Origin of the sequence: Salipiger sp. H15, from assembly GCF_040409955.1 — a bacterium.
Taxonomy (GTDB): domain Bacteria; phylum Pseudomonadota; class Alphaproteobacteria; order Rhodobacterales; family Rhodobacteraceae; genus Salipiger.
In genome coordinates, this window is the sequence record NZ_CP123388.1 from 1 (window position 1) to 19,186 (window position 19,186).

The 19,186-nt window shown below is 67.9% G+C and carries 16 protein-coding genes and 1 pseudogene; 13 read left to right on the plus strand and 4 right to left on the minus strand.

The window, feature by feature from the left end:
- The 12 genes from PVT71_RS26155 to dctP all read left to right on the plus strand — a co-directional run bounded on the left by PVT71_RS26155 (position 1) and on the right by dctP (position 15,670).
- Positions 1–2,145, plus strand: coding sequence for an indolepyruvate ferredoxin oxidoreductase subunit alpha (locus PVT71_RS26155; protein WP_353476402.1), 2,145 nt, complete (start codon positions 1–3; stop codon positions 2,143–2,145).
- 10 nt (positions 2,146–2,155) lie between these two features.
- On the plus strand, positions 2,156–3,706 hold the full coding sequence (locus PVT71_RS26160; RefSeq protein WP_353476403.1) for an indolepyruvate oxidoreductase subunit beta family protein: 1,551 nt from the start codon (positions 2,156–2,158) through the stop codon (positions 3,704–3,706).
- Between the two features lie 5 nt (positions 3,707–3,711).
- Positions 3,712–5,259: an NAD(P)/FAD-dependent oxidoreductase gene (locus tag PVT71_RS26165; protein ID WP_353476404.1), complete on the plus strand. Its 1,548-nt coding sequence runs from the start codon at positions 3,712–3,714 to the stop codon at positions 5,257–5,259.
- Between the two features lie 131 nt (positions 5,260–5,390).
- Positions 5,391–6,929 carry an ABC transporter substrate-binding protein gene (locus PVT71_RS26170; RefSeq protein WP_353476405.1) on the plus strand — a complete coding sequence of 513 codons (1,539 nt, stop codon included), beginning with the start codon at positions 5,391–5,393 and terminating at the stop codon, positions 6,927–6,929.
- A gap of 70 nt (positions 6,930–6,999) precedes the next feature.
- Positions 7,000–8,007, plus strand: a complete 1,008-nt coding sequence (locus PVT71_RS26175; RefSeq protein WP_353476406.1) for an ABC transporter permease — start codon at positions 7,000–7,002, stop codon at positions 8,005–8,007.
- Positions 8,000–8,863: an ABC transporter permease gene (locus tag PVT71_RS26180; protein WP_353476407.1), complete on the plus strand. Its 864-nt coding sequence runs from the start codon at positions 8,000–8,002 to the stop codon at positions 8,861–8,863. Before PVT71_RS26175 ends, PVT71_RS26180 begins: the two co-directional genes overlap by 8 nt.
- Complete coding sequence (locus tag PVT71_RS26185; protein WP_353476408.1) at positions 8,860–9,756, plus strand: ABC transporter ATP-binding protein; 897 nt, start codon at positions 8,860–8,862, stop codon at positions 9,754–9,756. The genes PVT71_RS26180 and PVT71_RS26185 overlap by 4 nt, the downstream gene beginning before the upstream one ends.
- Positions 9,753–10,607 (plus strand): dipeptide/oligopeptide/nickel ABC transporter ATP-binding protein, encoded by an 855-nt coding sequence (locus PVT71_RS26190; protein WP_353476409.1) that lies wholly within the window; start codon positions 9,753–9,755, stop codon positions 10,605–10,607. Before PVT71_RS26185 ends, PVT71_RS26190 begins: the two co-directional genes overlap by 4 nt.
- 242 nt (positions 10,608–10,849) lie before the next feature.
- Entirely contained in the window at positions 10,850–12,487 is a 1,638-nt protein-coding gene (locus PVT71_RS26195) for an AMP-binding protein (protein ID WP_353476410.1), read from the plus strand.
- 381 nt (positions 12,488–12,868) lie between these two features.
- Positions 12,869–13,348 (plus strand): TRAP transporter small permease, encoded by a 480-nt coding sequence (locus tag PVT71_RS26200; protein WP_353476411.1) that lies wholly within the window; start codon positions 12,869–12,871, stop codon positions 13,346–13,348.
- A complete protein-coding gene (locus PVT71_RS26205) occupies positions 13,345–14,658 on the plus strand; it encodes a TRAP transporter large permease (RefSeq protein WP_353476412.1) in 1,314 nt (437 codons plus the stop codon). The genes PVT71_RS26200 and PVT71_RS26205 overlap by 4 nt, the downstream gene beginning before the upstream one ends.
- Positions 14,659–14,698: 40 nt before the next feature.
- Positions 14,699–15,670 (plus strand): TRAP transporter substrate-binding protein DctP, encoded by a 972-nt coding sequence (gene dctP, locus PVT71_RS26210; RefSeq protein ID WP_353476413.1) that lies wholly within the window; start codon positions 14,699–14,701, stop codon positions 15,668–15,670.
- A gap of 601 nt (positions 15,671–16,271) precedes the next feature.
- On the opposite strand, the gene PVT71_RS26215 is transcribed toward dctP, so the two are convergent.
- The 4 genes from PVT71_RS26215 to PVT71_RS26230 all read right to left on the minus strand — a co-directional run bounded on the left by PVT71_RS26215 (position 16,272) and on the right by PVT71_RS26230 (position 18,028).
- Entirely contained in the window at positions 16,272–16,430 is a 159-nt protein-coding gene (locus PVT71_RS26215) for a hypothetical protein (protein ID WP_353476414.1), read from the minus strand.
- A gap of 152 nt (positions 16,431–16,582) precedes the next feature.
- Entirely contained in the window at positions 16,583–16,846 is a 264-nt protein-coding gene (locus PVT71_RS26220; protein WP_353476415.1) for an aldo/keto reductase, read from the minus strand.
- Positions 16,825–16,989: a hypothetical protein gene (locus PVT71_RS26225; protein WP_353476416.1), complete on the minus strand. Its 165-nt coding sequence runs from the start codon at positions 16,987–16,989 to the stop codon at positions 16,825–16,827. The genes PVT71_RS26220 and PVT71_RS26225 overlap by 22 nt, the downstream gene beginning before the upstream one ends.
- 373 nt (positions 16,990–17,362) lie before the next feature.
- On the minus strand, positions 17,363–18,028 hold the full coding sequence (locus tag PVT71_RS26230; RefSeq protein WP_353476417.1) for a hypothetical protein: 666 nt from the start codon (positions 18,026–18,028) through the stop codon (positions 17,363–17,365).
- A gap of 261 nt (positions 18,029–18,289) precedes the next feature.
- Here PVT71_RS26230 and PVT71_RS26235 point away from each other — a divergent pair.
- A pseudogene (locus PVT71_RS26235) lies at positions 18,290–18,980 on the plus strand (IS5 family transposase); the annotation flags it as partial.
- Between the last annotated feature and the right edge of the window lie 206 nt (positions 18,981–19,186).

A 19,186-nucleotide genomic window follows, 5' to 3' on the forward strand; every position in this document is an offset into this window, starting at 1 on the left:
ATGGCCGAAAGATCCTTCGCCAAGGAAGTCCAGAAGCTGAAGCAGGGTAGGGGCGAGACCTTTACCGGCGAGGGCATCCTCGCGATCACCAAGGCATTGCTGGAAAACGGCGTCGGCTATGTCGGCGGCTACCAGGGCTCGCCGATCTCGCACCTGATGGACGTGCTCGCCGACGCGCAGGACATCCTCGGCGAGCTTGGCGTGCATTTCGAGGCCTCGGCCTCGGAGGCCACCGCCACCGCCATGCTCGCCGCCTCGGTCCACTACCCGATCCGCGGCGCGGTCACCTACAAGTCGGTCGTCGGCACCAACGTCGCCTCGGACGCGCTGTCGAACCTCGCCTCGGGCGGGGTCACCGGCGGCGCGCTGATCATCGTCGGCGAGGATTACGGCGAGGGCTCCTCGATCATGCAGGAGCGCACCTACGCCTTTGCCATGAAGAGCCAGGTCTGGATGCTCGACCCGCGGCCCAACCTGCCCTCGATCGTCAAGGCGGTGGGCGACGGCTTCGCGCTGTCGGAACTGTCGAACACCCCCGTCATGCTGCAGGTCGGCATCCGCTCCTGCCACGTGCACGGCCATTTCGAGGCCTCGGACAACCGGCGCCCGGCGATGACCGTCTCGGAGGCGCTGGAGAATCCCAGGCGCAATCTCGACCGCATCGTCCTGCCCCCGGCCACCTACCTGCACGAGGCCGAGAAGCTGACGAAGCGCAAGCCCGCCGCCGAGAGGTTCATCGTCGAGGAGGGCATCAACGAACGCTTCGGCACGCCCGGCAGCAAGGTGGGCCTCATCCTTCAGGGCGGCACCTACAACACCGTGGTGCGCGCGCTGAACCGGCTCGGGCTCGCCGATCTCTACGGCGACACCGAGGTGGACATGCTGGTGCTCAACTGCGTCTACCCGCTGGTCGACAGCCAGATCCTCGACTTCTGCGAAGGCAAGGACGCGGTGCTGATCATCGAGGAAGGCCACCCCAACTACATCGAGCAGCAGGTCGCCCACATGCTCTACCAGTCCGGCCGGACGGTGAAGCTCGAGGGCAAGGGCAAGCTGCCGATGGGCGGCGAGTACACCGGGCAGGTCATGGTCGAGGGGCTGGGCGCCTTCTTCGCCGAGCATGCGCCGGGCCTCCTGCCGGTCGCCAAGGTGGCGACCAACGAGGAGCCGGTGGCGATACCCGACCTCTCGAAGACGCTTCCGGCCCGCCCGCCGGGATTCTGCACCGGCTGCCCCGAGCGCCCGATCTTCGCCGCGACCAAGCTGGTCGAGGAGGAACTCGGCCCGCACCACATCTCGTCGGACATCGGCTGCCACCTCTTCTCGATCATGCCGCCCTTCGACATCGGCGCGACGACCATGGGCTACGGGCTCGGCCCGGCCTCGGCCGCCGCCTTCCACAACGAGAACAGGAAGGGCCGCCGCGCCATCTCCTTCGTCGGCGACGGCGGGTTCTGGCACAACGGCCTGACCTCCTCGGTCGGCAACGCGGTGTTCAACAAGTCCGACAACGTCATCGTCATCGTCGACAACTTCTATTCCTCGGCCACCGGCGGGCAGGACATCCTGTCCTCGCGCGCGACCAACAAGACCAAGCAGACGCAGAATTCCATCGTCGACGCGGTGAAGGGCATGGGGGTCAAATGGGTGCGCCAGATCGACCGCACCTACGACGTCACCAAGATGCGCGATACGCTGAAGGAGGCGCTGACCACCGAGCACGAGGGCCCCAAGGTCATCGTCGCCTCGTCGGAATGCATGCTCAACAAGCAGCGCCGGGTGAAGCCGGAACTCGCCAAGGCGGCGAAGGAGGGCAAGCGCGTGGTGCGCCCGCGCTTCGGCGTCGACGAGGATGTCTGCACCGGCGATCACGCCTGCATGCGCCTTTCGGGCTGTCCGTCGCTGTCGGTGAAGGACACCGGCGATCCCCTGCGCGACGATCCCGTTGCCGCCATCGACCAGAGTTGCGTCGGCTGCGGCAACTGCGGCGAGGTGGCCGATGCCGCCGTGCTCTGCCCGTCGTTCTTCCAGGCCGAGATCGTCAGCAACCCGACCCCGCGCGAGAAGCGCCATGCCGCGCGCAGCGGCAGGATCATCTCCTGGCTGCAGCGCCGCCGCGATGCCAAGCGCGTCGTCTTTGCCTGAGGTTACGCCCATGAACATGCAGACCAAGCCCCTCATCGCCCGCCGCTCCCCCGGCCCCGACGGCGAGAAGATCATCACCCTCGCCGCGCTTGCCGTCGGCGGACAGGGTGGCGGCGTGCTGACCAACTGGATCGTCGACGTGGCCGAGGCGAGCGGCTACCGCGCCCAGTCCACCTCGGTCGCGGGCGTCGCGCAGCGCACCGGCGCCACGATCTACTACGTCGAGATGTGCCGCGACACCGGCCGCACGCCGGTCTTCGCCCTCTCGCCTGCGATCGGCGACGTCGACATCCTCATCGCCTCCGAACTGATGGAGGGCGGGCGCGCGATCATGCGCGGCTTCGTCACCCCGGGCCGCACGACGATGATCGCCTCGACGCACCGCATCCCGGCGGTGTCGGAAAAGGTCGCGCCCGGCGACGGCCGCGCCAACGGCCCCGAGGTGATCGAGGCCATGGGCATCGCCGCCGACCACGTCGTCGCCTTCGACATGGAGACGGTCGCGAAACAGGCGGGTTCGGTGATCTCGTCGTCGCTGCTCGGCGCGCTGGCGGGCTCGGGCGCCCTGCCCTTCCCGCGCGAGAGCTACGAGGAGGTGATCCGCAGGTCCGGCCGCGGCGTCGAGGCCTCGCTGCGCGCCTTCGGTGCCGCCTACGAGATTGCCACCGGCGAGGCCCCGGCCCCGGCTCCCGAAGCGGAGGCAGTCGCCCCCGTCCCCGTGCTGCACGTTCCGGAGCAGCTGCGCGCAAGGTGGACGGCGCTCGAGGCACGGCTCGCCGCGCTTCCCGCCGAGGTGCGCGAGATGGCCGGGCTCGGCCTGAAGAAAGTCGTCGACTACCAGGACCTCGCCTACGGCGCCGACTACCTCGGCATGGTCGAAAAGGCCGTCGCCGCGGATGCCGCCCCCTTCGCGATGAGCGAAGCGGCCGCGAAATATTGCGCCCGCGCGCTCTGCTACGACGACATCCTCCGCGTGGCCGACCTCAAGACCCGCGCCACGCGCCTTGCCCGCGTCCGCGACGAGGTGGTGGTCAACGAGGGCCAGGTGCTGATGCTGACCGAGTATTTCCACCCGCGCTTCGAGGAGCTGGCGACCACCATGCCGCGCGGGCTCGGCCGCTGGCTGCAGTCCCGCAAGGGGATCGAGGCCTGGTACACCCGCCATTTCGACAAGGGCCGCCGCATCCGCACCGACAGCCTCAAGGGCTTTGCGATGCTCTGGCTGGTCTCGTCGCTGCGCCCGCTGCGCCGCAGGCTGCTGCGCCACGAGACCGAGATGGCGCATGTGCAGGCCTGGTTCGACACCGCGCTTGCGACCGCCCGCACCGACCGCGCGCTGGCGGCGGAGATCCTGGCCAACTACCGGTTGATCAAGGGATATTCCGACACCCATGCCCGCGGACTGTCGAAATTCGCAAGGGTCATGGGCGCGCGCGAACTGCTCGCCGGACGCCCCGATGCCGCCGACTGGATGCGCCGCCTTCGCACCGCCGCGCTCGACGACGTGAAGGGCGACAAGCTCGACGGCGCGCTCGCCACCATCCGCAGCTTCGCGGGGTAGACAGGATGCCCGGACCCATCCTCATCATCGGCGCCGGCATCAACGGGCTCGTCGCGGCCGCTGATCTCGCGGCGCGGGGCAAGCCGGTGCGCGTGCTCGAACGTGGCCCCACCCCCGGCGGCGCGGTGCGCACCGAGGAGCTGACCTTGCCCGGCTTCCGCCACGACGTCGCAGCGATGAACCTGTCGATGTTCGCGGGCTCGGCCTTCATGGCCAAGCACGGCCCCGAGATGGCGCGGCACGGCATGGATTTCGTGCCCATCCCGCGCCCCTTCGCGCAGGCGCTCGAGCCGGGCGACCACCTCGGCATCTCGACCGACGTCGAGGAGACGCTCGCGGGCTTCGCCTCCGAGGCCGACAGGGCGACGTGGCGCGCGCTGATGGCCGAGTTCCCGGAACGCGCGGGCGTCGTCGGCGGTCTGCTCGGCACGCCGATGCGCCGCGGCCCGCTCTTGCGCTTCCTCTGGCAGAGCTGGCGCAAGCTTGGCACCGCGAAAAGCCTCGACACTGCGCGCTTCCTCGCGACCTCGCCGCGCGGCTGGCTCGACGAGACCTTCGAGGATCCGCGCCTGCGCACGGCGCTCGCCTCGTGGGGCATGCATCTCGATTTCGCGCCCGACATCGCGGGCGGCGCGATCTTCCCCTACCTCGAGGCGATGGCCGGGCAGGCCCTCGGCATGGTGATCGGCAAGGGCGGCGCGGATGTCGCGACGCGCGCGCTCGTGGGGATGATCGAGGCGCATGGCGGCAGCGTCGAGTGCAACGCCGAGGTCGAACGGATCCTGCACGAGAACGGCCGGGTCACCGGCGTGATCGCCGCGGGCGAGAAGATCGAAGCTTCAACCATTTTCGCCGGTCTCGCACCTAAACACCTCCGCCGCCTGCTCGGCGACGGCTCCGGCGACCGGCGCTTCGACCGCGGGCTCGAGACCTTCCGCCACGCGCCGGGCACGATGATGCTGCACCTTGCGCTCGACGCGCCGGTGCCATGGGCCGCCGAGGCTCTGGGGCGCTACGCCTATGTCCACGTGGGCCGCTCGGTCGACGTGGCCGCCACGACCTATGCCGAGGCCACCGCCGGGCTGCTGCCCGCGACGCCGCTGCTTGTCGTTGGCCAGCCGACACTCTTCGACCCGAGCCGCGCCCCGGCTGGCAAGCACACTCTCTGGGTGCAGGCGCGGGTCGTTCCGGCAACCATCCGCGGCGACGCGAAGGGGGAAATTTCCGCGCGAAACTGGGAGGATGCGAAGGAGCCGATGACCGAACGCATCCTCGACCTCATCGCGGAACAGGCTCCCGGATTCCGCCGGACCATCCTCGCGCGCACAGCGGTCTCGCCGCTCGATCTCGAGGCGGGCAACCCCAACCTCGTCGGCGGCGACCAGATCTGCGGCTCGCACCACCTGAGCCAGAATTTCCTCTTCCGCCCGCTGCGCGGCTTTGCCGACGGGTCCACGCCGATCGCCAACCTGCAGATGATCGGCGCGGCCTGCTGGCCGGGCGCGGGAACCGGGGCCGCCTCGGGCTTCTTCGCGGCGCAGGCCCTCAGGTAAGACACTCCCCGGGGCGGCAACGCCCCGGAATACGACCTTTTACTTCAAGCCTTGAATTTTGAAGACCGAATCAAATCCACCAACGAGTCCGACGAATCCGGACCGCTTCACACCGACAGGAGACAAGACCGATGACATCCAACCATCCCCTTTCGCGGCGGGGCTTCATGGGCGCCTCCGCCGCGCTCACCGCGCTGCTGGCAACCGGACGCGGCGTGCTCGCCGAGGGCGCGGACAGCCTGACGATCGCCTACAACCTGCCCGTCCAGAGCTGGGATCCGACCACCGGCCCCGCCGCGGTGAACCCGGCGCTGCAGTCGATCTACCTTGCCGTCTTCGACCGCTACATCGCGCAGAACCCCGACCTGTCCTTCGGCCCCGGCCTGCTGACCGACTGGGGCTTCAGCGAGGACAAGAGCCGGATCACCATGACCGTGCGCGAGGGCGTCACCTGGCACAATGGTGATGCGCTGACCCCCGAGGACATCGTCTGGTCGCTGACCCGCGCAGGCAACCCCGAGACCGGCAACCCGATGCAGTTCGTCTGGGGCAAGATCGGCAACTTCAGCGTGGACGGCAATGTCATCACCGCCGACGTCAAGGAATTCGAGCCCGCGCTCTTCAAGTGGATGGCCTTCCTGACCGCCTTCGTGCTGCCCAAGGCCTATTACGAGAAGGTCGGCGCCGAGGGCTTCGAGAAGGCCCCCGTCGGCACCGGCCCCTACATGGTCGACGCCTTCGAGCAGGGCGCCTATGTCCGCCTCAAGGCCTATCCCGGCTACTGGGGTGACGCGCCCGCCTTCGAAACCGTCACGATCAAGTTCGTCACCGACGCCGCGTCGCGCGTGGCCGAGGTGGAATCCGGCAACTCGGACGTCACTTCGAACATCCCCTACGAGGAATACGACCGGCTGATCGCCAAGGACGGGCTCGAGGGCGCGGCCGTTCCGGTCACCGACATCGGCATGATCTTCCTCAACGACATCGACGTGATGCTCGACAAGAACGTGCGCCTTGCCGCCCACCACGCCATCGACAAGCAGCTGATCATCGACCGCCTGCTGCGCGGCTACGGCGTGCCGCTCTCGACCCTCGAGGTGCCGGGCTACGCCGCCTACGACGAGAGCATCACCGTCGAGTACAACGCGGAAAAGGCGAAGGAACTGCTGGCCGCCTCGGGCTATTCCACCGACAAGCCGGTCAAGTTCACCATCCAGACGACGCGCGGCTTCAAGCCCAAGGATTACGAGATGATCCAGGCGATCGTCGGCATGTGGCGCAAGGTCGGGATCGAGGCCGAGATCGAGGTCTACGAGATCGCCAAGCACTACGAGCTGCGCGCCGCCGACACGCTGGCCCCGGCCGCCTTCTACAACTGGGGCAACTCGATCGGCGATCCCTCGACCTCGACCGGTTTCGCCATGTTCGGCCCCTCGCCGCACGCGGTCTGGGACAGCGCCGACCTCGTCGAGAAGATCGGCCCGCTCTTCGGCGAGCCCGACGAGGAGAAGCGCATCGCCGGCTACAAGGACGTGTCGCGCTACATCGCCGAGGAAGGCTACGTCATCCCGCTGCTGCAATACGTGATGCCGGTGGTGTTCCGCAGCTCGGTCGCGGTGACGCCCTACACCTCGGGTGACCTGCTGCCGCAGGCCATCGCCAAGGCCTGATCCCCCGAACCGCACCCTTGCCCGGGCCGACCGCCGCGTCGGCTCGGGCGCATTGGAGGGCCCCGGCCTGATGCTGCTGAAGACGATCCTGATCCGCCTTCTGACCACCGCCGTCACGCTCTTCGGCGTGGCCGTCGTGGTCTTCGTGCTGGTGCGCGTGGCGCCCGGCAACCCCATCGCCATGATGCTGCCCCCCGGCGCCACCGAGGCCGACATCGAGACGCTCAAGGCGCTCTACGGCTTCGACAAGAGCCTGCCCGAGCAGTTCGTGCTCTGGCTCGGCGGCGTGCTGCAGGGCGATTTCGGCACCTCGATCACCCTGCGCCGCCCGGTCGACGAGCTGGTGCTGTCGCGCCTTCCCGCCACGCTGGAGCTGTCGCTCATGGCGCTGCTGATCGCCGTCGCGCTCGGCATCAGCGTTGCGGTGATCGGCGCGCGCAGGCGCGGCACGGCCACCGAGGTCGGGCTCGACCTGACGAGCGGCGCGGTGCTGTCGGTGCCGGATTTCCTCTGGGGCCTCGTCTTCGTGCTGCTCTTCGGGGTGCTCTGGCCGGTGCTGTCGATCTCGGGCCGGATCGACCCGCAGATCAACGTCGATTTCACCTCCAACTTCTACACGGTCGAGGGGCTGCTGCGCGGGCGCTTCGACGTGGTCGGCTCGACCCTGTCGCACATGCTGATGCCCGCGCTGGCGCTGGCCCTGCCGCTGGCGGCGATGATCGCGCAGCTGCTCAAGCAGAACCTCAAGGAAGTGCTGCTGCAGGACTACACCACGCTGGCCCGCGTTCGCGGTTTTTCCGAGACCTCGGTGATCCTGCGCGAGGCGCTGCGCAACGCGCTCCTGCCGACGCTCACGCTGGTCGGGGTGCAGTTCACCTTCCTCATCGGCGGGACGGTGATCGTCGAGCGGATCTTCTCCTACGAGGGGCTGGGCAACATGGCGATCGACGCGGTGATCAACCGTGACCTGCCGCTGATCCAGGGCATCGTGCTGCTCTTCGCCGCGCTCTTCATCGTCATCAACCTGCTTGTCGACCTGTCCTACACGCTGCTGAACCCGAGGCTCCGCCATGGCTGACATCACCGCCGCCGCGCCGCGCCGCCGCGCCCGCAGGCTCAACCTCCGGCTCTGGCTGCCGCTCGCGTGGCTCGCCGCCGTGGCGCTCGCCGCGATCTTCGCGCCGCTCGTGGCGCCGCAGGATCCGCTGATGCAGGATCTCATGCTCGAACGGCTGCCCCCCGCCTTCATGGACGGCAGCGAACCCGGCTACTGGCTCGGCACCGACAGCCTCGGCCGGGACGTGCTGTCGCGGATGATCCACGGCGCGCGCATCGCGCTCTTCGTGAGCCTCATCGCCGCCACCACCACCTGCCTCTTCGGCTCGGCGCTCGGCCTCGTCGCGGGCTATTTCGGCGGCTGGTGGGACCGCGTCATCTCGCGCCTCGTCGATGTCTGGATGGCCTTCCCGCCGGTGCTCTTCGCGGTGCTGCTGGTGGCGGTGATGGGCACCGGGCTCACCTCGGTCATCGCGGCGATCGCGCTCATCGACTGGACCCGCTTCGCCCGGGTGATCCGCGCCGAGACCATGGTGCAGGCGCGCATGGACTACGTCGACAGCGCCCGCATCGGCGGCGCCCGGCGCCTCGCCACCCTCGTGAGCGAGATCCTCCTCAACGTGCTGCCCTCGATCATCGCGCTCCTGATGCTCGAGATGGGCATCGCGGTGATCGTCGAGGCGATCCTCAGCTTCGTGAACCTGTCGATCTCGTCCGACGATCCGACCTGGGGCTCGATGATCGCCGAGGGGCGCAACGCCATCCACTTCGCCTGGTGGGTGCTGCTCTTCCCGCTGATCGCGCTCTTCCTGACCGTGCTGAGCTTCTCGACGCTCGGCGACGGCCTCAAACAACGTTTCGACCCGGTGCTCCAATGACAGGCCCCCAGACCCATCCGAACACGCTCGACGTGATGCAGCTGAGCATCGCGCTCCCCAATGGCCACCGCCTGCTGCGCGACGTCACGCTCAACCTGCGCCCCGGCGAGGTGCGCGCGCTGGTCGGCGAGAGCGGCGCCGGCAAGTCGATGATCGGCAAGGCGGTGCTCGGCATCCTGCCGCAGAACCTGAAGGTGACCGAGGGCGAGATCCTGCTCGAGGGCCAGCACCTGGGTGCGATGACACCGTGGACGCGGCGCCGGACCGTGGCGCAGAGCGCCGCGCTGATCCCGCAGGACCCGCTGACCGCGCTCAACCCGGCGCGGCGGATCGGGCCGCAGATCACCGATCCGCTGGTGCGCATCCACGGCTGGAGCCGGGACCGCGCGCAGACCACCGCGCTTGCCCTGCTCGACCGGGTTCATATCCGCGACCCGAAACGGGTGATGGAGAGCTACCCGCACGAGCTGTCGGGCGGAATGCGCCAGCGCGTGCTCATCGCCGCCGCCTTCGCGCCCTCGCCCCGGCTCATCGTGGCGGACGAGCCGACCACGGCGCTCGACGTGACCGTGCAGAAGCAGATCCTGCGGCTGATCCGCGAGCTGCAGCAGGAGACCGGCACCGCGGTGCTCTTCGTGACCCACGACATGGGCGTGGTCGCCAAGATCAGCCAGCAGGTCACCGTGCTCTTTGCCGGCAAGGTCATGGAGGACGCGCCGACCGAGCGCATCTTCACCGACCCCGGCCATCCCTACACCCGCGCGCTGATTGCCGCGACGCCGAGCTACGCCGCGCTTGACCGGCCCTTCTCGCCGGTGCCCCAGGCGCTGATCGCCGAGTTGCAGTCCCGCATCGCCGCGGACGATGCCCAACACGCAGGAGGCGCGCGATGACCCGCATGGCCCAGCCGCAGTTCCCCGTCTTCGACCAGCCCGCTGCCGCCCCCGCGCTCTTCTCGGTGCGCGACCTGCGCCTCTCCTTCCCCGACCTTGCGCGCAAGCCCCTGCTCGGGGCCGCGCCGCGCAACGAGGTGCTCAAGGGCCTCAGCTTCGACATCCCCGCCGGGCAGATCACCGGCATCGTCGGCGAGAGCGGCTCGGGCAAGTCCACCGCCGGCCGCGTGCTCGTCCGGCTGCTGGAGCCGGACTCGGGCAGCGTGATCTACGACGGGCAGGACATCGGGCATCTGGACGAGGCGGCGCTGAGACCGCTGCGGCGCGACCTGCAGATGATCTTCCAGGACCCGATGTCCTCGCTCAACCCCCGCCACAAGGTCTGGCGGATCATCGCGCAGCCGATGAAGCGCTACGGGCGCGGCGGCAGCAAGGCGGACGCGATCGCGACGCTCGGCAAGGTCGGCCTGCCGCCGGCCTTCGCCGAACGCTACCCGCACGAGCTTTCCGGCGGCCAGCGCCAGCGCGTCGGCATCGCCCGGGCCATCGCGCTCGAGCCGCGGTTCATCCTCGCCGACGAGATCGTCTCGGGGCTCGACGTGTCGAGCCAGGCGCAGGTGCTGCTGCTGCTCAAGGAACTGGCCCGCGACATGGGGCTGACCATCGCCTTCATCAGCCATGACCTGTCGGTGATCCGGCACCTCTGCGACCGGGTGATCGTGCTGAACCGCGGCGAGATCGTCGAGCAGGGCTCTGTTGCCGAGGTCTTCGGCGCCCCGGCCTCCGAGGTCACGCGCACGCTGCTTGCCGCGATCCCGCTGCCCGAGCTCGACGAAGACTGGCTGCGCTGACCGCCCCGGCCCGGTCCGCCGCGCGCGCCGGGCCTCATGCCCCGTGCCAGAAAAATTGATGCGTGAAGCAGTTTACCTTGCGTCTGCCCCGCGCATCCCCCGCGTCTCCGCGCTGATGTCGCCTTTAAAATGGGAAGGTCGTGTCGCGTTCCGAAAATTCCTCTCCAGAATTTAACTTTATACTTGAAATAATTTCCCACCCGTAGCGAGATGAGTCCACGACCGGCACCCAGGAGGACTTCATGCTCGGCCCTACCGCCCATACCGACAGCTTCAGCCGTGACAACCTGCCTCCCGAGGACATGCAGCCGGTCTTCCTGCTCGACCGCTTCCCCTATCCCGACCACGTCAACGCCGCGGTCGAGCTGACCGACCGGATGGTCGAGAAGGGCTTCGGCGACCGGGTCGCGCTGGTCGGGCAGGGGCGCAGCCGCACCTATGCCGAGCTTGCCGACTGGACGAACCGCATCGCCCGCGTGCTGATCGAGGATTACGGCGTCAAGCCCGGCAACCGCGTGCTGATCCGCAGCGCCAACACCCCGGCGCTGGTCGCCTGCTGGCTCGGCGCCACCAAGGCCGGCGCGGTGGTGGTCAACACCATGCCGCTGCTGCGCAAGAAGGAGCTGATGCAGCACCTCGAGAAGGCCGAGGTTTCGCTCGCGCTCTGCGACACGCGGATGCTGGACGAGCTCGAGGCCTGCCTGCCCGAGAGCATGTTCCTGAAACGCATCGTCGGCTTCGACGGCAGCTCCGGGCTCGAGGCCGAGCTCGACCGCGCCGCCGCGGCCAAGCCCGCCGGTCCCTGCTGGGTCGAGACCGGGCGCGACGACGTGGCGCTGCTCGGCTTCACCTCGGGCTCGACCGGCGTGCCCAAGGCCACCATGCACTTCCACCGCGACCTGCTGATGATTGCCGACGCCTACGCCCGCGAGGTGCTGGACGTCCAACCCGAGGACATCTTCGTCGGCTCGCCGCCGCTGGCCTTCACCTTCGGCCTCGGCGGGCTGGCGATCTTCCCGCTGCGTTTCGGGGCGAGCGCCGTGCTGCTGGAAAAGGCCGCGCCCGCCGACCTCATCCGGATCATCGAACAGCACCGCGCCACCGTCTGCTTCACCGCCCCGACCGCCTACCGCGCCATGATGCTGGCGATGGACGAGGGCGCGGATCTCTCGAGCCTGCGCTGCGCCGTCTCCGCCGGCGAGACCCTGCCCGCGCCGGTGTTCGAGGCCTGGGTGCAGAAGACCGGCAAGCCGATCCTCGACGGCATCGGCGGCACCGAACTGCTGCACATCTACATTTCGAACCGGTTCGGCGACGCGAAGCCCGGCTGCACCGGCAAGCCGCTCACCGGCTACGAGGCGAAGATCGTCGACGACGAGATGAACGAGGTGCCGCGCGGCACGCCCGGCCATCTCGCGGTGCGCGGCCCGGTCGGCTGCCGCTACCTCGCCGACGACCGGCAGGCGAACTTCGTGAAGGGCGGCTGGAACCTGCCGGGGGATACCTTCGTGCAGGACGAGGAGGGCTATTTCCACTTCGCCGCCCGCTCGGACGACATGATCGTCTCGTCCGGCTACAACATCGCCGGGCCGGAGGTCGAGGCCGCCCTGCTCGCCCATCCCGACGTGCTGGAATGCGGCGTCATCGGCGCGCCCGACAGCGCGCGCGGCATCGTGGTGCAGGCGCATGTGGTGCTGCGCGAGGGCGTGCCCGGGGACGAGGCGACGGCGAAGGCGCTGCAGGAATTCGTCAAGGCGACGATTGCCCCCTACAAGTACCCACGCTCGGTCATCTTCACCGACGCGCTCCCCAAGACCGAAAGCGGCAAGATCCAGCGGTTCCGCCTCAAGGATACGGCTCCGGCGGCCGCCCGGGGCTGACGCCTCCAGCCGCAGCGCCGACCGCGAACGCCCGGCGGGCAGAGGCCCCCGGGCGGCACCTGCTCGAAAACTGGACATTTACTTTCGATAGAAAGTAATATCCGACCGAGACGTCTTGAATCCCCTCGCCAGCTTTGGGCTGCGGGCTCTTCAGGGTTGCCCGACGAGTACACATCGCCGCTCGACCGAGCGCGCTGCGATTAGGGCTATTTGTCGCTATTTTTCTGAGCTCTTCACCTCTCCCTTGGGCACTCTGCGGATTCCATGACCGACTCGTTGGCTCGCAACCTCGCATCCCTCGAGAAAGGTGACTCTCCGTGTTGACTTTAGTTCATACCTAAAGCACTTTCCCTTCCGAAGCAGAAGGAAGGAGCGCAGGAGATGTCACAGGCAAGAGGCCTGACCCCGGTGATGAAGGCATGTGGCGCGATCTCCGCGTCGGGGCTTGCGCTGCTCAGCGTGCTCGTGGTCGCGGATGTCTTCCTGCGCAACACCGGGCTCGTCCGCTGGCCGTGGATCAACGAGCTGACCGAGTACCTGCTGACCATCTCGACCTTCACCGGCGCGCCCTGGGTGCTGCACCATCATGGCCACGTAAACGTCGACGTCCTGCTGCGCAGCGTCAGCGAGGCGAAGGCCCGGTGGCTCGTCCGGGCGTCGAACCTCGTCGGCGGAGCGATCTCGGCGATCCTGCTCGTCGTCGCGGTCCGCGTGACGCTCGACAGCCACGCGCTCGGCTCGCTCGTCTTCAAGAACCTCATCTTTCCCGAGTGGTACCTCATGACACCGATGGTGCTCTGCTTCGGCCTCTGCACGGCCGAGTTCCTGGCCCGCATCCTGCGCCGCGAGGTGCGGCCATGAGCTGGCTGGAGATCATCGGGCTTCTCGGCGGGGTCCTCGCGATCCTCTTTGCCATCGGCACCCCGGTCGCGCTCGCCTTCCTCGGCGCCAACCTGCTCGGCGCCTGGCTCTTCCTTGGCGGCGGGCCGGGCATCGAGCAGCTGGTGCGCAATGCGTCGATGTCGGTCAATTCCTTCGCGCTCGCGCCGATCCCGCTCTTCGTGCTGATGGGCGAGCTGCTGTTCCATTGCGGCCTTGCCTACAAGGCGATCGAGGCGATCGAGCGCCTGCTCTATCGCCTGCCCGCCCGGCTCGGCTGCGTCTCGGTCGTCGGCGGCACCGCCTTCGCGGCGCTCTCCGGCTCGTCGATCGCCAACACCGCCCTGCTCGGCGGGACGCTGTCGCAGGAGATGCTGCGCCGGGGCTACTCGACCACGCTGGCGCTCGGCCCGGTCATGGCGGTCGGCGGCATCGCCGTGCTGATCCCGCCCTCGACGCTGGCGGTCATGCTCGGCTCGCTCTCGGGCATCTCGATCACGCAGCTGCTCATCGGCGGCCTGCTGCCCGGGCTGCTGATGGCCGCGTGCTTCCTGCTCTTCGTCATCCTGACCGGCCATTTCCGCCCGCAGAGCGCCCCGCGCGACGCGAGCGCGGGCAGCTACACGCTGGCCGAGCGGATCGTCCCCTTCCTGCGCGACGTGGTGCCGCTCTTCGGCATCTTCATCGCGGTGATCGGCAGCATGCTGGCCGGCATCGCCACCCCGACCGAGGCCGCCGGCCTCGGCGCCTTCGCCGCGCTCATCGCAACCGCCCTCTACCGCAAGCTGAGCTGGGCCGCGCTGGTCACGTCGCTGTCCGAGACGGCGAAGGTGTCGGTCTCCATCCTCTTCATCATCGTCGCCTCCACCACCTTCTCGCAGATCCTGTCCTTTTCCGGCGCGACCTCGGGGATGCTGGCGCTGATCAACTCGGTGAACCCCACGCCGATGACGCTGATCGTCTGCATGCTGCTCATCCTGCTGGTGCTCGGCTGCTTCATCGACCAGATCTCGATGATGATGATCACCCTGCCGATCTTCATGCCGCTGGCGCATTCGGCCGGGATCGAGACCGTCTGGCTCGGGCTCATGATGCTCGTCGCGATCGAGATGGGCATGCTCACGCCGCCCTTCGGCATCCTGCTCATGGTCATGCAGGGCGCGAGCCGCTCGGTGCCCCTCGTCAGCATCTACAAGGCCGCTGCGCCCTTCATCCTGATCGAGATCGGCGTGCTGATCCTGATGCTGCTGGCGCCCCAGCTGACGCTTTTCCTGCCCGCGCTTGTGCGCTGACAGGCCCCCTCACCCAAGTCCAACAGTCCGGAGAACAACAATGAAAATCCGCTCCCTCAAGACGGCAGGAATGGCCGTCGCGGCAGCCCTCGCCCTTGCCGGCCCGCTCGCCGCGGAAGAGGCGACGCTGCGTGCCATCACCGCCTTCCAACCCGGCACCACCTTCGCCAAGCCCTTCGAGGACTTCGTCTCGAAGGTGAACGCGCAGGGCGAGGGCATCCTGAAGATCGAGGTGATCGGCGGGCCCGAGGCCATGCCGCCCTTCGAGATCGGCAACGCGCTGCGCAATGGCATCGTCGACATCGCGAACACCACCGCCGTCTTCCACGCCAGCCTCGTCCCCGAGGGCGTGGCGATGACCCTCGCCACCCGCCCGATGTCCGAGCTGCGCGAGAACGGCGGCTACGAGCTGATGAACAAGCTGCACGAGGACAAGGCGCGCATCCACTGGCTCGGCCGCCTCACCCAGGGCATCAACTACCACATCTACCTCTCCGAGGCGCCCGAGGACGGCAAGCTCGACGGGCTGAAGCTGCGCTCGGTGCCGGTCTACCAGGCCTTCTTCAAGGACCTTGGCGCGACGCCGATGCAGACCGCCCCGGGCGAGGTCTACACCGCGCTCGAGCGCGGCGTGATCGACGGCTACGGATGGCCCTCGATCGGCGTCTTCGACCTTGGCTGGCAGGACAAGACCGGCGCCCGCATCAACCCCGGCTTCTACCAGGTCGAGACCGGCCTCTACCTCAGCCTCAAGACCTGGCAGTCGCTGACCGAAGAGCAGCAGGCCTTCCTTCAGGACCTGATGATCGAGACCGAGTCCTCCTCCTCGCTGGTGCAGGACCTTGCCGAGGCCGAGAAGGCCAAGCAGATCGAGGCCGGGATCAAGATGATCGACCTCGACACCGACGCCGCCACCGAGTTCGCCGCGAAAGCGCAGGACTCCGGCTGGAAACCGATCCTCGCCACGAGCCCCGAATACGGCGCGAAGCTGCGCGAGCTCTTCGCCGAGTAAATATCGGGCCCCGCCTGCCCCGAAAGCCGAGACCGAGGGCCACCCGCCCTCGGTCTCTTCGTTTCCCGACCAGTGTGCCCTCCGGCACAGCCGCAGCCCTCCGCGCCCGTAGCCGGCGAACCAGTGCACCGCCTGCATCACGAAGACGAGCGGCACGGCCAGCCAGTCGGCCAGAGCGCACGAGGCCGCGAGACTGTTGACCAGAAGGATTGCCATCTCCACCGAGAGCAGCGCGCCGAGGACGAGGTTATGCACCCGCTGCGTCGTCATTCGACCCTTCCGCAACGCCTTCCACCAGAAGGGGTTGATGGCGACGCAGCGCAGCAGAATCAGCAGGAAGAGCGGGCCGAGCACGCCATTGCCAAGCCACCAGCAGGCGAGGACCCGCACTAGGGAGAGCCGCATGGCAACGTCGAGCCGCGGGCGGGTCCAGCGCAGGCTCATGGCTCGCACCCGCGGGCGTCACTCTAGGAGTACACAAAATTCCGCCCCTCCCGCGACTTGTAGCAGGAGCGGCAGCGAGGGGTGGCCTCCTCCGAATTGATCGAGCCATCCGAGCAAACCACTGGAACTGCCAGTCACCGATCCGCCTCGCGTCGTCTTAGGCCCCGCCGAATGTCGCGCCATTTTCCATGACGAAGAACCGGTAGACCGCGCGCCTGCGCCAGTCCCGCAGGATGACCTGCGTGCCATCGGGGGTCTCGCCCCCGGACTTGAGCCTCGCGAGCGTCTCAAGCGACGTGTACGTATACTCGATCACGTCGCCGCGCCGCAGGGTGGTGTAGTGGAGAAGCTCCGACAGAACATGGCCTCGTCAGGGAATGCGGGCCCGGTTGGGCCCCCAAAGACCTGTGGGCTCATTCGGCATTCGATCAGGCGGGCGCGGAAGATAGAAGTTACAATTTCGGCAGGTCAGAGGCCGGCCACCTTCAACACGCCGTCCGGCAGCCGGTCGCCTTCGACCAAGATCGCAGCCTCGGCCGTGGTGATGCTAGCGAGATTCTCCGCCGTCAGGTCCGGTTCGCCGCTGAGGCCTTCGTCGATGCGATGCGCCTTGGTGGTGCCGGAGATCAGCGGGATGGAGGGCGACTGGCCCAGCAGCCAAGCCAGCGCGATCTGGGTCGGGGTTACCTCCTCCTCAGCAGCGACCGTCTTCACCAGGTCTTCCAGCGCCATGTTGGCGGCACGGCGGAACGGAAGTCGTCGGCGGCAAAGACGATACCCACGGTGATCTGGTCGGTCAGGAAGCCCGCGCCGGGCGGGCTGAAGGGCACGAAGCCGATCCCCAGCTCCGCGCAGCGCCAGCAGCCCGGCCTCAAGCCTGCAGACCGAGGTCCTCGACATGCAGCCCAGCCCAATGGCCAAGATTTCGAGCGTTCCGAGACTGCAATTTTGTCTTGGAAAGGATCCGTTCCGAAGGGCGCTCACGCAAGGCGCCGCAGGATGAAAAGTCTGGAGATGACGAGGGCGCCAAGCACGAGGACCGCGCCGCCCGTCAGTGCTTGAGAGCTGCGTTCGGCGATGACGGCGGCCGAGCCGGTTAATCATCCGGGGCACGTTCATGCTGCAACGAAGTTCACGAGAGTCGCGGTGCAGAGGCCGAGACCATCCTGCATGTACTGCGCCACAAAGAAGCCGAAGGCGACGTTGGCCCCGAGGAACAGCACTCGCGCAGCATTGGCGCCGCTGCACTCAGCAGGCGCAGCGGCAGCACGGCTCGCACACCCGCGTCTCGAGCAGCAGGAAGGCGCGGATCAGCAGCGCGCGCCAGCACCACCCCGAGGGATCCCCAGTTGCCCCAGCCGGTCTCGGCGGCGTGTACTGAAGCGAAGAGAAGCCCTCCGGGCCTGAGAGTGGAAAGCGGGGCGCCGCCAAGATCGATGCGTCTGCGGATAGTCTCGGCCTCTTTGACGAAGCAGAGGGCGACCTCAGCAGGCCAAGGCTCACCGGTAAGTTCAGGAAGAACCTCGCGCGCCACGAGATGAGATCCTCCAGCAGCCCTCCCAGCATAGTCCCGATGGTCGCCGAGACGCCCACCGCGCCCGAATACTGCGCAACGGCGTGGGCGAGATGACCAGCAGGAGCACAAGCGTCGAGGGCGCTAGGATACCGTTGCCCATCCCCTGCACGGCGCACGGCAACGATGAAGCCCGCGCCCTGCGCCGTGCCGACGGCCAGCGCGAAGATCGCAAGGCCGATGACTTCCATGCGCCGCCTCCCGAAGGCGTCGCCAAACTTGCCGCCGAAGAACAGCGTCTGGATGCTTGGAACCCGGGACAGACCGGTGACGCTGACGCCGAGCTCCGCCTGCAGCCCGCGCAGCGCGGACGCCACGGCGGGGAGGTCGAGCACGATCATGGCGTAGCTCAGCACAATGAGCGCCAGGACCGCGTTTCTCTGCATGGGGGATGTTTGAGGCATGGTCCGACCCGAGTCGAGCCCTTCCCCGGCCAGGGGCTCGCCGGATTTCTGGTCCTGTCCCATTTCATCGATTGGACAGGTAAAGGGGAATGTCCTCCTAGGTAGGGATCTACTTGTTTCATGTATCTGTGATGGAGATTCACTGAATGAGTCTGGCGGGTTCGCACTGACCCAAGTCGAAGCCGTCTCCCACCGGCTATCGCGCCGAACTGGCCCGCTTGCAATGCAGCGCTGCGGCGCCGCGGCTCGCTGTCGGTCTGGTTCGATTCCGCGACGGACTCGCACGCCAAGCGGACCGGCAAGCAGGGGGCGGCCCGAGACGTTCTCGGACGCCGCTGCCGAGGCGTGCCTCACGCTGAAAGTGCTATTCTGCCTTCCACTTCGACAGGCGGTTGGACTGGTCGAAAGCCTGATCAGGATGGCTGGGCGCGATTGGCCGGTGCCGGACTATTCGACGCTGTGCCGACGGCAGGCGCGGAAAGGGGCTGCAGGTCCCGTATCGCCGTTCCGGCAAGCCCTTGAAACTCCTTGTCCCCTCTCGGGACATTGCTCCGCAATGCCCTGCCGGGCAGTGCACGGCACCGGGATCAAATTCCGCGGTGATGGCGAATGGCCGGCCCACAAGCATGGGCCGTCGCGTCGCTGGCAACGGAGGAAAGTCCACATCGCCACGGACGCCGAGACCGGCGACATACGCGCGATCGAGTTCACCTCAAGCCGTCAGGGCGACAGTCCCCTTCTGCCCGAACCGCTGTCGCAGATCCCGGAGGACGAGACGATCGGTGCAGCCACCGCGAACGGCTCATATGACACGCGCCGGAGCCATGCCGCGATCATCGAGCGCGGGGATCATCCTGTCATTCCAATCCGCAGGATTGGCCGTGTCTTCCCGATCATCCTTGTCGCCAGCCGCGATGAATGGCGCAGGGCCCGCGTGGATCAATTCACCGGGCCCATCCCGGCTTGCGCCGAAACGCGGCAAGTCACGCCGCGGAACCCTGACTATCTTCGCGACATGACCAGCGTGCCCACAGAGAATCCCGAGATGCCGCGGACCGAAGCGATGTCCGCGTGGCGTCTCAGCCTCTCGACCGG

Coding starts and splice junctions, on each gene's coding strand:
- PVT71_RS26180 (WP_353476407.1), top strand. CDS start 8,000: ATGGCTGACATCACCGCCGCCGCGCCGCGCCGCCGCGCCCGCAGGCTC.
- PVT71_RS26220 (WP_353476415.1), bottom strand. CDS start 16,846: ATGGCGCTGGAAGACCTGGTGAAGACGGTCGCTGCTGAGGAGGAGGTA.
- PVT71_RS26170 (WP_353476405.1), top strand. CDS start 5,391: ATGACATCCAACCATCCCCTTTCGCGGCGGGGCTTCATGGGCGCCTCC.
- PVT71_RS26205 (WP_353476412.1), top strand. CDS start 13,345: ATGAGCTGGCTGGAGATCATCGGGCTTCTCGGCGGGGTCCTCGCGATC.
- PVT71_RS26165 (WP_353476404.1), top strand. CDS start 3,712: ATGCCCGGACCCATCCTCATCATCGGCGCCGGCATCAACGGGCTCGTC.
- PVT71_RS26185 (WP_353476408.1), top strand. CDS start 8,860: ATGACAGGCCCCCAGACCCATCCGAACACGCTCGACGTGATGCAGCTG.
- PVT71_RS26175 (WP_353476406.1), top strand. CDS start 7,000: ATGCTGCTGAAGACGATCCTGATCCGCCTTCTGACCACCGCCGTCACG.
- PVT71_RS26155 (WP_353476402.1), top strand. CDS start 1: ATGGCCGAAAGATCCTTCGCCAAGGAAGTCCAGAAGCTGAAGCAGGGT.
- dctP (WP_353476413.1), top strand. CDS start 14,699: ATGAAAATCCGCTCCCTCAAGACGGCAGGAATGGCCGTCGCGGCAGCC.
- PVT71_RS26230 (WP_353476417.1), bottom strand. CDS start 18,028: ATGATCGTGCTCGACCTCCCCGCCGTGGCGTCCGCGCTGCGCGGGCTG.
- PVT71_RS26190 (WP_353476409.1), top strand. CDS start 9,753: ATGACCCGCATGGCCCAGCCGCAGTTCCCCGTCTTCGACCAGCCCGCT.
- PVT71_RS26200 (WP_353476411.1), top strand. CDS start 12,869: ATGTCACAGGCAAGAGGCCTGACCCCGGTGATGAAGGCATGTGGCGCG.
- PVT71_RS26160 (WP_353476403.1), top strand. CDS start 2,156: ATGAACATGCAGACCAAGCCCCTCATCGCCCGCCGCTCCCCCGGCCCC.
- PVT71_RS26195 (WP_353476410.1), top strand. CDS start 10,850: ATGCTCGGCCCTACCGCCCATACCGACAGCTTCAGCCGTGACAACCTG.